14 protein-coding genes are annotated in these 13,360 nt (G+C 75.4%); 6 read left to right on the top strand and 8 right to left on the bottom strand.

What is annotated here, in order from left to right:
• Positions 1-17 precede the first annotated feature (17 nt).
• Both ACVJO7_RS16330 and ACVJO7_RS16325 read left to right on the top strand, forming a co-directional pair.
• On the top strand, positions 18-272 hold the full coding sequence (locus ACVJO7_RS16330; RefSeq protein WP_491673633.1) for a hypothetical protein: 255 nt from the start codon (positions 18-20) through the stop codon (positions 270-272).
• Positions 273-313: 41 nt separating this feature from the next.
• Positions 314-568: a type 1 glutamine amidotransferase family protein gene (locus ACVJO7_RS16325; protein WP_491673564.1), complete on the top strand. Its 255-nt coding sequence runs from the start codon at positions 314-316 to the stop codon at positions 566-568.
• 12 nt (positions 569-580) lie between these two features.
• Here ACVJO7_RS16325 and ACVJO7_RS16320 read toward each other — a convergent pair whose 3' ends face one another.
• From ACVJO7_RS16320 to ACVJO7_RS16290, 7 genes are all read right to left on the bottom strand, one after another.
• A complete protein-coding gene (locus ACVJO7_RS16320) occupies positions 581-1,204 on the bottom strand; it encodes a helix-turn-helix transcriptional regulator (RefSeq protein WP_491673563.1) in 624 nt (207 codons plus the stop codon).
• A 99-nt stretch (positions 1,205-1,303) separates the two neighbouring features.
• Entirely contained in the window at positions 1,304-1,912 is a 609-nt protein-coding gene (locus ACVJO7_RS16315) for a DedA family protein (protein WP_491673562.1), read from the bottom strand.
• A gap of 82 nt (positions 1,913-1,994) precedes the next feature.
• A complete protein-coding gene (locus ACVJO7_RS16310) occupies positions 1,995-2,660 on the bottom strand; it encodes a response regulator (RefSeq protein WP_344030396.1) in 666 nt (221 codons plus the stop codon).
• Positions 2,657-3,841: a MacS family sensor histidine kinase gene (macS, locus tag ACVJO7_RS16305; RefSeq protein ID WP_358481382.1), complete on the bottom strand. Its 1,185-nt coding sequence runs from the start codon at positions 3,839-3,841 to the stop codon at positions 2,657-2,659. The genes ACVJO7_RS16310 and macS overlap by 4 nt, the downstream gene beginning before the upstream one ends.
• Complete coding sequence (locus ACVJO7_RS16300) at positions 3,838-4,794, bottom strand: class I SAM-dependent methyltransferase (RefSeq protein ID WP_491673561.1); 957 nt, start codon at positions 4,792-4,794, stop codon at positions 3,838-3,840. Before ACVJO7_RS16300 ends, macS begins: the two co-directional genes overlap by 4 nt.
• 232 nt (positions 4,795-5,026) lie before the next feature.
• Positions 5,027-5,806 carry an enoyl-CoA hydratase/isomerase family protein gene (locus tag ACVJO7_RS16295; protein ID WP_491673560.1) on the bottom strand — a complete coding sequence of 260 codons (780 nt, stop codon included), beginning with the start codon at positions 5,804-5,806 and terminating at the stop codon, positions 5,027-5,029.
• 115 nt (positions 5,807-5,921) lie between these two features.
• Complete coding sequence (locus ACVJO7_RS16290; protein WP_344030465.1) at positions 5,922-6,692, bottom strand: ABC transporter ATP-binding protein; 771 nt, start codon at positions 6,690-6,692, stop codon at positions 5,922-5,924.
• A 76-nt stretch (positions 6,693-6,768) separates the two neighbouring features.
• Here ACVJO7_RS16290 and glgX point away from each other — a divergent pair, with 76 nt between their 5' ends.
• From glgX to ACVJO7_RS16270, 4 genes are all read left to right on the top strand, one after another.
• A complete protein-coding gene (glgX, locus tag ACVJO7_RS16285) occupies positions 6,769-8,817 on the top strand; it encodes a glycogen debranching protein GlgX (RefSeq protein ID WP_491673559.1) in 2,049 nt (682 codons plus the stop codon).
• An 88-nt stretch (positions 8,818-8,905) separates the two neighbouring features.
• The gene (locus ACVJO7_RS16280) at positions 8,906-9,613 is read left to right on the top strand and encodes a hypothetical protein (protein ID WP_491673558.1); all 708 of its coding nucleotides are present in this window, start codon (positions 8,906-8,908) and stop codon (positions 9,611-9,613) included.
• 151 nt (positions 9,614-9,764) lie between these two features.
• Positions 9,765-9,998 (top strand): zinc ribbon domain-containing protein, encoded by a 234-nt coding sequence (locus ACVJO7_RS16275; protein WP_491673557.1) that lies wholly within the window; start codon positions 9,765-9,767, stop codon positions 9,996-9,998.
• A 525-nt stretch (positions 9,999-10,523) separates the two neighbouring features.
• Positions 10,524-10,751 (top strand): hypothetical protein, encoded by a 228-nt coding sequence (locus ACVJO7_RS16270; RefSeq protein ID WP_491673556.1) that lies wholly within the window; start codon positions 10,524-10,526, stop codon positions 10,749-10,751.
• A 7-nt stretch (positions 10,752-10,758) separates the two neighbouring features.
• Here ACVJO7_RS16270 and glgP read toward each other — a convergent pair whose 3' ends face one another.
• Complete coding sequence (gene glgP, locus ACVJO7_RS16265) at positions 10,759-13,341, bottom strand: alpha-glucan family phosphorylase (RefSeq protein ID WP_344030419.1); 2,583 nt, start codon at positions 13,339-13,341, stop codon at positions 10,759-10,761.
• Positions 13,342-13,360: the final 19 nt, after the last annotated feature.

Genomic DNA, 13,360 nt, shown 5'->3' with positions numbered 1-13,360 from the left:
CCGCAACGATCGGGAGCGTGCCCTACCCTCTGGTGCTGCGCCCATTACTGCGCGAACCCGGCGACCCGCTCGCGGAGCTCGGCGACGAGCTCCGCGGTGCCCGGTCCTCCGGGGCCCGCCCGGCCTCGAAGCGCAGGCTCTCCATCGCGGCCCGGGCCTTGGTCGGGCCAGTCGACGAACAGCGACCGGGCGTCGGGGGCCGGGAACGTCCAGCGGGCTACCGTGCCGAGGAGCTCGCCGACCCGCACGAGCAGTTCGTGCAGGCCGGCTGATCGGCGGGGTCTGCCACGGGGCCGCCGCGCTGCTGTCCGCGGTGGACGACGAGGGCCGGTGGCGCTTCGCCGGGCGCGAGCTGACCGCCTTCACGGACGAGGAGGAGCAGCTGTTCGGCACCGCCGAGGGGGCTCCGTGGCTACTGTCCTCCACCCTGCGGGGGAGGAGCGCGACGCACTCCGGCGGGGCCGCGTACCAGGCGTGCACCGTCCGCGACGGGAACCTGTTCACCGGGCAGAACCCGGCGTCGGGCTGGCCGATGGCCGACGCAATGATCGCCGCGCTGGCGGAGTGACACCGGCCGGCGCTACGCCAGTCCGTGCTCGATCGCGTACCGGACCAGCGCCCCGCGGCCGGGCACGTCGAGCTTGCGCAGCAGCCGCTGCACGTGGTTCTCCACGGTCCGCGGGGAGAGCACCAACCGCGCGGCGATCTGCCGCGCGGTGAGGCCCTCGACCACCAGCCGCAGCACCTCGGACTCGCGCGGGCTCAGCTCGGGCACCGGCCGGACCGGCGTCACCACCACCGACTCCAGCACGACCGCAGCCAGACCCGGCGAGAACGCCGGCCGCCCGGCCAACGCGGCCCGGGCGAGCGGGGCCAGCTCGGCCGGGTCGTCGGTGGTCGCGACGCCGGTGGCGCCCGCCCGGACCGCGTCGAGGACCAGCTCGTGGTCCGCCCCCGGCGCCGCGACGGCCAGCACCGGGACGGCCGGGACGCGCGCGGCGACCGCCTCGACCGCGGCCAGTCCCGGATCACGGGCGCCGGCCAGGTCGACGATCACCAGGGCCGGCCGGAGCCGGACGACGGCGGCCGCTACCGCCTCCGCGGGGCCGGCCGCGGTGCGGCCCAGCACCGGCCATCCGCGGGGCACCGGCGGGTCGCCCACCAGCACGGAACCGGCCGGCCACGCGTCGGTGTCGTGCAGCACCCGTCGTTCCCCGTTCCACCCGATTCGGCCGGACGGCTCAGCTTGCCATGATCCGTTCGAGTGACGACGGGCCTCCCGGCATCCGGACGGCCGCTCCCGTCAGGCGGGAGCGAGGGCGCGCCTGCGGTAGCGCAGCACGCGCCGGGCGGCGCCCGCGGTGCCGCCGACGAGCAGCGCGAGCAGCAGCCCGGCGAGCATCGACAGCAGCGGATCGCCGTGTGTGAACGGGCCGACCAGCACCCCGATGCCGGTCATCCAGCTGCACCAGACCAGCGAGCTGGCCACCGTCGCCGGGACGAAGGCGCGCAGCGGCAGCCGGACCCGGCCGGCCGCCGTCACGCTCGCCAGCCGGCCGCCGGGCAGCAGCCGGGTCGCGACCAGCGCGACGATCGGGCGGCGGTGCAGGTGCCTGCGCACCCAGGCGCCGATGCCGGCGTCCCGCCGGACGCCGGCCACCACCCGGTTCGACGACCGGCCCGCGCCGTAGAGCAGCGCGTCGCCGACCAGCGACCCGACCAGTGCCGCACCGAACAGCGCGACGATCCGCCAGCGGTCGCCGTCGGCGAGCGCCGACGCCGCCGCGCTGAACAGCACCGGCTCGCTGGGCACCAGCGGCAGCGGCCCGTCGCAGACGACGGCCAGCGCGAGCAGCGGGAGCAGCCACGGGCTGTCCAGCAGGTACCCGATCAGCGTGGTCGGGTCGGTCACGGAGGATCTCCTGCCGGGGGCGACGGGCGGACCGGGCCGAGTCTGCCGGTCGCCGTGACCCGATCGTGACCCGGGTGCCCGGTCAGTCGGCCAGCCCCTGCTCGATCGCGTAGCGGACCAGCTGGCTGCGGTTGTGCAGCTGCAGCTTCCGCAGCGTGTTCTGCACGTGGCTCTCCACCGTGCGGTGCGACACGACCAGCTTCGCCGCGATCTGCTTGGCCGTCAGCCCCTTCGCGACCAGCCGCAGCACCTCGGTCTCCCGCTCGGTCAGCGCGGGCACCGCGGGCGAACCGTCGGCCGGCCGCGGGGACTCCGCGAGCCGCCGGTACTCGCCGAGCACCAGACCGGCCAGGCCGGGCGTGAACACGGCGACACCGCGCGCGGTCCGCCGGATCGCCTCCAGCAGCTCGTCCACCCCGGCGGATTTCACCAGGTAGCCCAGCGCGCCCGCCTTCACCGCCTCCAGGACGTCGGCGTGCTCGCCGGACGCCGAGAGCACCAGCACCCGGCTGTCCGGGCTCTTCTGCGCGATCTCGGCGATCGCGTCGACCCCGGAGGTGGAGCCCAGGTTCAGGTCCATCAGCACCACGTCCGGCCGGACGGCGGTGGCGATCCGGACCGCGGCGGGCGCGTCCGGAGCGGTGGCGACCACGTCCAGCCCGCGTTCGGCGAGATCGCGGGCGACCCCCTCCCGCCAGATCGGATGGTCGTCGACGACCATCACCCGGATCGGTGTCTCCTCGCTCATGCGTCCCCCCTGTCCAGCCGGATGACCCATTCAGTACCGAGTTCCGGCCCGGTGTCCAGGGTCAGCGTGCCGCCGAGGTCCTCCACCCGGCCGCGGATCGAACGGGCGACGCCGAGCCTGCCCTGCGCCTGCGCCTGCGCGAGCCGGCCGTCCGGGATGCCGGGGCCGTCGTCGCGGACGCTGATCTCCAGCGCGCCGGGCAGCTCCTCCAGCAGCACCCAGGCGCGCGCGGCCGGGCCGGCGTGCACCGCGACGTTGGCCAGCGCGGCGCGCACCGCACCCTCCAGCTCGTCGACGACCGGCGCGTCCAGCTCCACCGGGCGGCCGGGCGCCGACACGGTGACCCGGTCCGAGGCGAGTATCCGCAGCGCCGCGGCGAGATCGCGGCGGCCGCGCGCGTCGGTGGTGCCGGGCCCGGTCAGCAGCGCCCGCAGCGCGGTCTCCTGCTCCCCGGCGAGCACGCCCAGCTCGGTCGCGCCGCCACCCAGCTCGGCGCCGCGCCGCTGCACGTGCGCCAGCACCTGCAGGACGCCGTCGTGGATGGACCGGGTCAGCCGCTCGCGTTCGGCGGCGGCGGCCTGCTCGGCGGTGAGCCGGCGCAGCCGGGCCGCGGTGCGCTCCAGCACGTGCGTCGCGAACCCGACGGTCAGCCCGGCCAGCACCAGCAGCTGGATGTCGCCCAGCTCCAGCGAGCCGAACCGCTCCTTGGACAGCACCAGCGCCACCGAGATCACCGCGGCGGCGCCAATCCCGCCGCGGATCCGGAACGCGACGGCGCAGGCCAGCACCGCGCCGGAGGTCCAGATCGAGCCCATCCCGGGGCCGCCGGAGTCGAGCAGCGACTCGCTGACGACCCACGGCGTGGTCGCCATCACCGCCACGCAGACGGCGAGATCGGCGAGCGCGAGCCGGCCGCGGTGGTCCGGCGCGCCGGGCAGCCCGCCGAGGTAGCCCCAGGAGGTGACGGCCGTCCACAGGGTCATCGCGACCAGCACGCCGACGGCCGCCGACGGCCGCTCGTAGCCGGTGCGCAGGTGGTAGGCGGTCACCCCGATCACGGTGACCAGGGTCAGCAGCCGGTAGGCGATGATGCCGCGCCAGAACGGTTCGAGCGGATGCTCCACGTCGACCAGGGTCGCGCCCTGGGCGCGCGAGCGGGCCCGTTCCGGCAGGCTGCTCATCGCGGTGCGGTGCCGGTGATCAGCGCGTTGTAGAACCAGCGGCGCGGCACCACCCGGGACAGCAGGTGCTCGTCCACCCAGGACAGCCGCTGCCAGCCGTGGTAGGCGAACATCGCCCAGTTCCAGCCCAGCTTCCCGGGCGGGACGGCGGCCTCGAAGGTGCGCACCGGCCAGCCGAGCATCGCCGCGCTGAACTCCTCGGCGCTCGCCCGGACGCCCTCGGCGCCGGCCCGCCGGGCGGTGCGCTCCAGGTCGTCCGGGTCGAAGGTGTGGATGTCGACGACCGACTCGAGTGCGGCCGCCCGGGACGACTCGTCCAGCTCGGCCTGCGGGCGGCGCCAGCCCTGCAGCGGCGGCAGCTTCGTGATGGTGGTGGTGGCCTTCCAGGTCCACTGGCCGAGGGTGCGGGCGTAGGCGTCGCCGACGGTGGTCGGCTCCCCGGCGAAGACGAACCGGCCGCCCGGCTCCAGCACCCGCAGCACCTCGCGCAGCGCGGCCTCGACGTCCGGGATGTGGTGCAGCACGGCGTGCCCGACGACCAGGTCGAAGCTGTCGTCCGGGAACGGGATGTGCTCGCCGTCGACGACCCGGCCCTCGACGTCGAGCCCGAGGTGCTCGGCGTTGCGGGTGGCTGCGCCGACCATGCCCGGCGACAGGTCGGTGACGACGCCCCGCTCGGCGACCCCGGCCTGCATCAGGTTCAGCAGGAAGAACCCGGTGCCGCTGCCCAGCTCCAGGGCCCGCAGGTAGGGGCGGCCGTCCCACGGTGCGGCGGCCCGGAACCGGCCGACGGCGTAGTCGATGCAGCGTTCGTCGTAGCTGATCGACCACTTCTCGTCGTAGGTGCCCGCCTCCCAGTCGTGGTAAAGCACGTTGGCGAGTTTCGGGTCGTGCCAGGCCGCCTCGACCTGCTCGGCGGTGGCGTGCGGGGTGGGCGCCGGGTCCGAACTCATGAGTAGGAGTCTTGCAGAGCCGACCGGCCGAAACTGTCGGTGGGCTCGGTCATGGCGCGACCATGAGAGCCCTGCCGGACCAGGTGAGCGAGCCCACCGCTACGCGATCGACCCCGGAGCCGGCGCACGACGGTCGGCGGGACCTGCTCGTCGTCGACGAGCCGGCGAGCCGGTCCCGCTCGACGTCGCGCTGCGCGACCTGCTGCCCGGCTGGGCCCGCTGAGGCAGCGGCCTAGCGTCCGGTGAAGGTCGCCTTGCCCGGGCCGTTCTCCACGAAGCTGGCCATGCCGGCCTTCGCGTCCTCGGAGGCGAACACCCCGGCGAACAGCTCCGACTCGATGTCCAGGCCGGTCCGCAGGTCGGTGTCCAGGCCGTTGTCGATGGCCTTCTTCGCGGCCGCGTAGGCCAGCGCCGGGCCGTCCTTGAACTGCGCCGCCCAGGCGAGGGCCTTCGCGTAGACCTCGTCGGCCGGCACGACATCGTCGACCAGGCCGATCGCCAGCGCCTCCTCGGCGCCGACCATCCGGCCGGTGTAGATCAGGTCCTTGGTGCGCGGGGCGCCGATCAGCCGGGCCGCCCGCTGGGTGCCGCCGCCGCCCGGGAAGATGCCGAGCAGGATCTCCGGGAAGCCGAGCTTGGCGTTCTCGCCGGCGATCCGGCGGTCCGCGCCGAGCACGACCTCCAGGCCGCCGCCGAGCGCGTAGCCGGTCACCGCGGCCACGGTCGGCTTCGGGATCGTCGAGATCGCGCCCAGCCCGGCGGAGAGCCGGCGGGCCTGCGGCGCCATGTCCGCATAGGACATCGACGCCATCTCCTTGACGTCGGCGCCGGCGGCGAAGGTCTTCTCCCCGCCGTAGACGACGACGGCCCGCACGTCGGCGCGGGTCGAGGCCTCGTCGGCCACCTCCAGCAGCTCACCCTGGATCTGGCGGTTCAGGGCGTTCATCGGCGGGCGGTCGATCCGGATCGTCCCGACGCCGTCGTCCACGGACAGGCTCACGAATTCGGTCACAGCCCGGACCCTAATCCCCGCGCCGCGCCCGCGCCCCGTCCGCCGAGATGCGCCACAGCGCGAGAAGTCGATCTCCGCTGGACACTGCTGCGCATCTCGGCGGTGCGGGCGCGGCTCAGGTCCGGCGGTAGGCGGTGAACCGGCCGCCCGGGCGGCGTTCGACGGTCAGGTCCAGGCCGAAGGTCTCGCTGAGCGGCGCGTCGGCCATCACGTCGTCGAGCAGCCCGGCCGCCACCACCCGGCCCTCGCGCAGCAGCATCCCGTGCGTGTACCCCGGCGGGATCTCCTCGACGTGGTGGGTGACCAGCACCGACGCCGGCGCGTACGGGTCCTCGGCGAGACCGGCGAGCCGGCCGACCAGGTCCTCGCGCCCGCCCAGGTCCAGGCCGGCGGCGGGCTCGTCGAGCAGCAGCAGCTCCGGATCGGTCATCAGCGCGCGGGCGATCAGGGTGCGCTTGCGCTCGCCCTCGGACAGCGTCCCGTACAGCCGGTCGGCGAGGGCGCCCATTCCGAGCTGCTCGAGCAGCTGGGTCGCGCGGCCGGTGTCCTCGCTCTCGTAGTCCTCGTTCCAGCGGCCCAGCACGCCGTACCCGGCCGACACGACGACATCGGCCACCCGCTCGTCGCCGGGGATCCGGATGCCGAGGTTCGCCGAGGTCAGCCCGATCCGCGGGCGCAGCTCGAACACGTTGACCCGGCCCATCCGCTCCCCGAGCACCTGCACCCGGCCGGACGTCGGGTGCAGCTCGGCCGCCGCGAGCCGGAGCAGGGTGGTCTTGCCGGCGCCGTTCGGGCCCAGCACCACCCATCGTTCGTCGAGCTCGACCCGCCAGTCCACGGCGTCGAGCAGGGTGGCGGCGCCGCGACGGACGGTGGCGCCGTCCATCCCGATCACCAGGTCCTCGGAGTCGATACTCGTTCCGCTGCCGCTGCTCTCGGAATCGATGGGCGTCGTGCCGGGAATGCTCACCCGCCTATCCTGGCCGACCGTGCCTGTCTTCCCGCTCGGTGCCCACCCCGACGACCACGGAACCCGCTTCGCGGTCGCCTCGACCAGCGCGGAAATGGTGGAGGTCTGCCTGATCGACGGCCCCGCCGGGGACGAGGGCGGGCTCACCGAGCGGCGGGTCGAGCTGCGCGAGCACACCTTCGGCGTCTGGCACGGGCACGTGCCCGGGGTGCGGCCGGGCCAGCGGTACGGGTTCCGGGCGCACGGGCCGTACCGGCCGTTCGCCGGGCTGCGCAGCAACCCGCACAAGATCCTCGTCGATCCCTACGCCCGGCGGATCACCGGCGCGGTCACCGACGTCGTCGCCGCCCGCGGCTGGCACGGCGACCCGATGACCGGCGGCCCGAGCACCCTCGACTCGCTGGGCAGCGTCCCGCTCTCGGTGGTCGAGTCCACCGTGCCCGGCAGGCGCCCGCCCCGGCCGGACGTCCCCTGGTCGGACACCGTGATCTCGGAGATCCACGTCAAGGGCTGGACGCGGCTGCACCCGGAGGTCCCGGAGGCGCACCGCGGCACCTATCTCGGGCTCGCCCATCCGGCCGTGATCGCGCACCTGCAGCGCACCGGGATCACCGCCGTCGAGCTGCTGCCGGTGCAGGCCAACGCCCCCGAGCCGCCGCTGCTGGAGCGCGGCGCGAGCAACTACTGGGGTTACGCCACGCTCGGCTTCCTCGCCCCGCACCCCGGCTACGCCGCCGACCCTGGCAACGAGTGCGCCGAGTTCGCCTACCTGGTCGACACCCTGCACGCCGCCGGGATCGAGGTGATCCTCGACATCGTGCCCAACCACACCTGCGAGGGCGGGGTCGGCGGGACGACGCTGTCCTACCGCGGGCTGGACGCGCCGGCGTACTACTCGCTGGGCGGGTCCGGGCACGACGCCGACATCACCGGCACCGGCAACACCCTCGACGCCGGCTCCCCCACCGTGATCCGGCTGGTCTGCGACGCGATGCGGCACTGGGTGCACGCCTACGGCGTCGACGGCTTCCGGATCGACCTGGCGTCGGTGCTGGGCCGCCCGCGGTCCGGCCCGTTCTCCCCGGACTCCGCCCTGCTCACCGCGATCGCCCAGGACCCGACGCTGTCGGGCTGCAAGCTGATCGCCGAGCCGTGGGACGCCACCGGCGAGGGCTACCGGGTCGGCGGGTTCGGCGTCGCCTGGTCGGAGTGGAACGGCCGCTACCGCGACGCCGTCCGGGACTTCTGGCGCGGGCACGGCGGCGGGGTCGCCGAGCTCGCGTCCCGGCTGACCGGCAGCTCCGACATCTACCGGCTGTCCGGGCGCCGGCCGTGGGCCTCGGTCAACTTCGTGACCGCGCACGACGGCTTCACGCTGCGCGATCTCGTCTCCTACGAGCGCAAGCACAACGAGGGCAACGGCGAGCAGAACCGGGACGGCACCGACGACAACCGCTCGCAGAACTTCGGCGTCGAGGGCGAGACCGACGACGCCGGGATCCGGGCCGCCCGGCGGTCCACCGCGCGGGCCCTGATGGCGACCCTGCTGCTGTCCATCGGCACCCCGATGATCACCGGCGGGGACGAGCGCTGGCGCACCCAGGGCGGCAACAACAACGCCTACTGCCGCGACGACGAGACGTCCTGGGTGGACTGGACGGCGACCGACGAGACGGCCGCGATGGAGGCGTTCACCGCGAAGGTCACCGCGCTGCGCCGGGAGTCGCCGGTGCTGCACCGCGACCAGTTCTACGTCGACGGCGAGGTGCTCTGGTGGGACCCGTCGGGGCGGCCGATGGAACCGCACGACTGGCACGACGGCGGCCGGCTGACCCTCGTCGTGCTGCTCGCCGACTACTGGCTGCTGTGCCTGCACGCCGGCGACGAGCCGGTCGACTGCCTGCTCCCCACCGGGCACGGCTTCGATCCGGTGCTGGACTCCACCACTGACGACGGCGAGCCCGCCGATCCGGCCCCGGTCGGCGCCGGCGCGACGATCGTGCTGCCGCCCCGGTCGGTCCGGTTGCTGCGCAGCCACTGAGCCGGATCCCGCCTGCGGCTCCGCCGAACGGCCGTGGTTCACTCGTCCGTGTGACGAGCGCGACGCGTGTCGAAGCGGGGGATCCACGATGAGCGGGGTATGCAGCCGGTCGTTCCGGACGGTCGGTGTCGGGCTCGCCGCCGTCGCGGCACTGCTCGCGGGCGGGGCGGCCGTGTCCGCCGCGCCGCGGATCGACGCGCCGGAGCCGCCCGGCCCGGTCCGGGACCTGGTGCTCTCCCCGGTCGAGGGCGGCGGCGCCCGCGGCACCGGCTTCGAGGCGAGCTGGACCGAGCCGGCCGGGACCGGCGGCGGGATCCGCACCCACTACGTCGTCGAGGCGCACGACGCGACCGGCGCCCGGCTGCACTCCGCCGCCACCGGCGCCACCACCGCGGACCCGGTCCGCGGCGACCGCTGCCTCGGCCCGCTGACCTTCTCGGTGCGCGCGGTCACCCAGGACCCGCACGGCGGCGCCCCGCTCACCGGCCCCACCGTGCTCGCCGAGTTCGGCAGGGCCGATCCCTGCCCGATCCACATGTCGCTCTCCGCCGAGCAGACCGGCCCGGGGGCGGTGCGGGTCGACGCGGCCCGGGAGCAGCCGGTCGATCCCTACGTCGCCGGGCCGTGCGAGCTGACGGTCGACGGCGCGCCCGCCTGGAGCGGCACCTGCGGCGGCGCCACCGGCTGGAGCACCACCCTCGACGGGCTCGCGCCCGGCACCCACGGGCTGGTGCTCACCACCGTCTCCCCGCGCGGCGAGCAGCACGTCGCGCGCACCTCCGCGACCGTCACCTGACCGCCCCGGCCGGTCGTGTTACGCCGGACCGTCCCGACGCGACGAGATCGTCACAGGACCGACGACGATGCGGGGGCGGCGATGGGGAGCACCGGGCACCGGCCGGTTCCGGGGCGTCGCCGCACCGGCGTCCGCGGCGTACGCTGCGCGCATGCCGCGCTACGAGTTCCGCTGCCGCGAGTGCAGCTCGACCTTCGAGGTGGACCGGCCGATGGCCGCCGCCTCCGATCCGGCGGCCTGCCCGGCCGGGCACGCGGACACCGTGAAGCTGCTCTCCACCGTCTCGCTCGGTGGGCGTTCGGCCGGCGGCCGGGCCGCGCCGCCACCGGCGATGGCCCCGGCCGGCGGCGGGGGCTGCTGCGGCGGAGGGTGCTGCGGCGGCTGATCCCGCCGCCGCAGACCGTCACGGTCCTGCCGCACCCCGGCCCGCCGGCCCCGCACCCCGGCCCGGCCGCCCCGCGAACCGACCCGGCGGTCCTGCGGACCGGCCCGGCCGCCCCGCGCTCCGGCCCGCGGCCGCTACCGGCCCGGGCGGTCGCGCTGCTGCTGGGCGCCCTGCTGCTCACCGCCTGCTCCGGGCTCACCGAACGCAGCCCGGAGACCCGCACGGCCACCGCCGCCGGTCCGGGGGCGCCCGTGCTCACGGGTGCCGGCGGCACACCCGCGGCGACCGGACCGGGCACCACCGGCACCGCGGGAGCGGGCACCGCCGCGACACCGGCCGCGACCGACACCGCCGGGGCGGGCCGGTCGGCCGGGGCGGGCGGGTCGGGCGGGTCCGCCGGGTCGGCCGGGGAGACCGGCGGGCCGCTGCTCGGCGTCCCGGGCCGGCCGAACACGCGGCCTCGGCGAGCCCCGGCCCGCGCTGATCGACCTCGGCGGGACCGGCGCGACCGGCGTCGTCCGGGACGTGTCCTGGCAGGACTGGGGCGGCCCGCACGCCACCGGCACCGGGACGGCCAGCTACGCCGCCCCGGGCGCGCCGCTGTCCGCGGCGACGCCGCAGCCGACCATGCTGGTCGCCTCCGACCTGGGCGACTGCGGCGGGCGGACCGCCTACCGGGTGCTCACCTGGTACTTCCCGCAGTACGGCGAGGTACCCGGCGCCCGCCCGCCGCTGGACGTCTGCGGCCGCTGACCGGCACTCACCCGGCCAGCACGATCCGGCCCAGCTCCACCGACGACGCCAGCTGCGGGTGCTGCGGCAGCACCCGCACCGTGTAGCCGGTCAGCCCGGCGTGCGGCAGCGGCACCGCGACCTCCCAGCTGCCGTCGCCGCGGTGCTCCATCGCGACGGTGACCGGATCGGCCAGCTCGTCGGCGTCGTCGACCCGGCCGACGACGGCCTCGACCGTCACGTCCGACGGCTCCAGCCCGGCCAGGTCCACCCCGGCGCGCACCGTCATCGGCGACCCGACGACCGGGGTGTCCGGCAGCCCGGACGCGTCCACCCCGGTGACCCGGACGTGGTTCCACGCCTTGTTCAGCCGGGCCCGGTACTGGGCGATGTCGCGGGCCGCGGCGTAGTCGTCGGCCGCGGCGGCCGCCGCGGCCCGGCCGGCCGGGGCGTACCAGTCCTGCACGTACTCCCGCACCATCCGGGTCGCCTGCACCTTGGGCCGCAGGGTGGTCAGCGTGTGCCGCACCATCTCCACCCAGCGCGGCGGGACGCCGTCGACCCGGTCGTAGAAGGCGGGCCCGACCTGGGTGGCGATCAGCTCGTAGAGCGCGTTCGCCTCCAGGTCGTCGCGCCGGGTCGGGTCCTCGACGCCGTCCGCGGTGGGGATCGCCCAGCCGTTGCGGCCGTCGTAGAACTCGTCCCACCAGCCGTCCCGGATGGACAGGTTGAGCCCGCCGTTGAGCGCCGACTTCATGCCGGACGTGCCGCACGCCTCCAGCGGGCGCAGCGGGTTGTTCAGCCAGACGTCGCAGCCCCAGTACAGGTACCGGGCCATCGACATGTCGTAGTCGGGCAGGAACACGATCCGGTGCCGGACGCCGGCGTCGTCGGCGAACCGGACGATCTGCTGGATCAGCGCCTTGCCGCCGTCGTCGGCCGGGTGTGACTTGCCGGCGACGATCAGCTGCACCGGCCGGTGCGGGTCGAGCAGCAGGCCGCGCAGCCGCTCCGGGTCGCGCAGCATCAGGGTGAGCCGCTTGTAGGTGGGCACCCGGCGGGCGAAGCCGACGGTGAGCACGTCGCGGTCGAAGACGTGATCGGTCCAGCCCAGCTCCGGCTCGGACGCGCCGCGCTCCAGCCAGGCGGCGCGCACCCGCCTGCGGACCTCGTCGACCAGCCGGGAGCGCAGCGTGTTGCGCAGCGCCCACAGGTCGGCGTCGGAGACCTCGGCCGGGGCGGACTCGGGCCCGCCGAGCACCTCGGCGACCTGACCGGCCTCCCAGGTGTTGCCATGCACGCCGTTGGTGACCGAGCCGATCGGCACCTCGTCGCGGTCGAAGCCGGCCCACAGCCCGCCGAACATCTCCCGGGAGACGATCCCGTGCAGCTTCGAGACGCCGTTGGCGCGCTGGGCCAGCCGCAGGCCCATGTGCGCCATGTTGAACATCCCGTGGTCGGCGCCCGCGGCGTCCTCCTCGGCGCCGAGCGCGAGCACCCGCTCGACCGGCAGGCCGGGCAGCAGCCGGTCGGTCAGGTAGTGCCGCACCAGGTCCAGGCCGAACCGGTCGATCCCGGCGGGGACCGGGGTGTGCGTGGTGAACACCGTCCCGGCGCGGACCGCGGCCAGCGCCTCGTCGAAGTCCAGCCCGGCGCCGGAGACCGTGGCCGGCGAGCTGGCGGCGGGCCCGGCGCCGTTCGACGCGACCGCCGAGCCGGTGCACAGCTCCCGGATCCGCTCCAGCCCGAGGAACCCGGCGTGCCCCTCGTTGGTGTGGAACACCTCGGGGGCCGGGTGCCCGGTCGTCCGGCAGAACGCGCGCACCGCGCGGACCCCGCCGACGCCGATCAGGATCTCCTGCTGGATGCGGTGGTTCTGGTCGCCGCCGTAGAGCCGGTCGGTGACCCCGCGCAGGTCCGGCTCGTTCCCCTCGATGTCGGTGTCCAGCAGCAGCAGCGGGACCCGGCCGACCTTCGCCAGCCAGATCCGGGCGCTGAGCACGCGGTCGCCGGGCACGGCGACCTCGACCAGCACCGGCGAGCCGTCGGCGGCGGTGAGCAGCTGCAGCGGCAGGCCCTGCGGGTCGATCGCCGGGTAGTGCTCGAGCTGCCAGCCGTCCAGCGACAGCGACTGCCGGAAGTAGCCCGAGCGGTACAGCAGCCCGACCGCGATCAGCGGGACGCCCAGGTCGGACGCCGCCTTGAGGTGGTCGCCGGCCAGCACGCCGAGGCCGCCGGAGTAGTTCGGCAGCACCTCGGAGACGCCGAACTCCATCGAGAAGTAGGCGATCGCGCCGGGCAGGCCCGCCGCGTCCTCCTCCTGGTACCAGCGCGGCTCGTCGAGGTAGCGCTGCAGGTCGGCGTCGAGCTCGGCGACCCGCTCGGTGACCGCGGTGTCCGCGGCGAGCTCGGTGAGCCGGGCGGTCGGGATCTCGCCGAGCAGCCGGACCGGGTCCTGGCCGCAGCCGTCCCAGGCGCGCGGATCCAGCGAGGCGAACAAGTCCCGGGTGGGCGCGTGCCACGTCCACCGCAGGTTCGTGGCCAGCGTCTGCAGCGGCGCGAGCGGACCGGGGAGCTGGGCACGGACGGTGAAACGGCGGAGGGCTCTCACGGCGGCGAGGGTAGCCGGG

The organism is Pseudonocardia sp. DxW (genome assembly GCF_058448985.1).
This window is presented reverse-complemented; position numbering and strand designations above follow the sequence as displayed.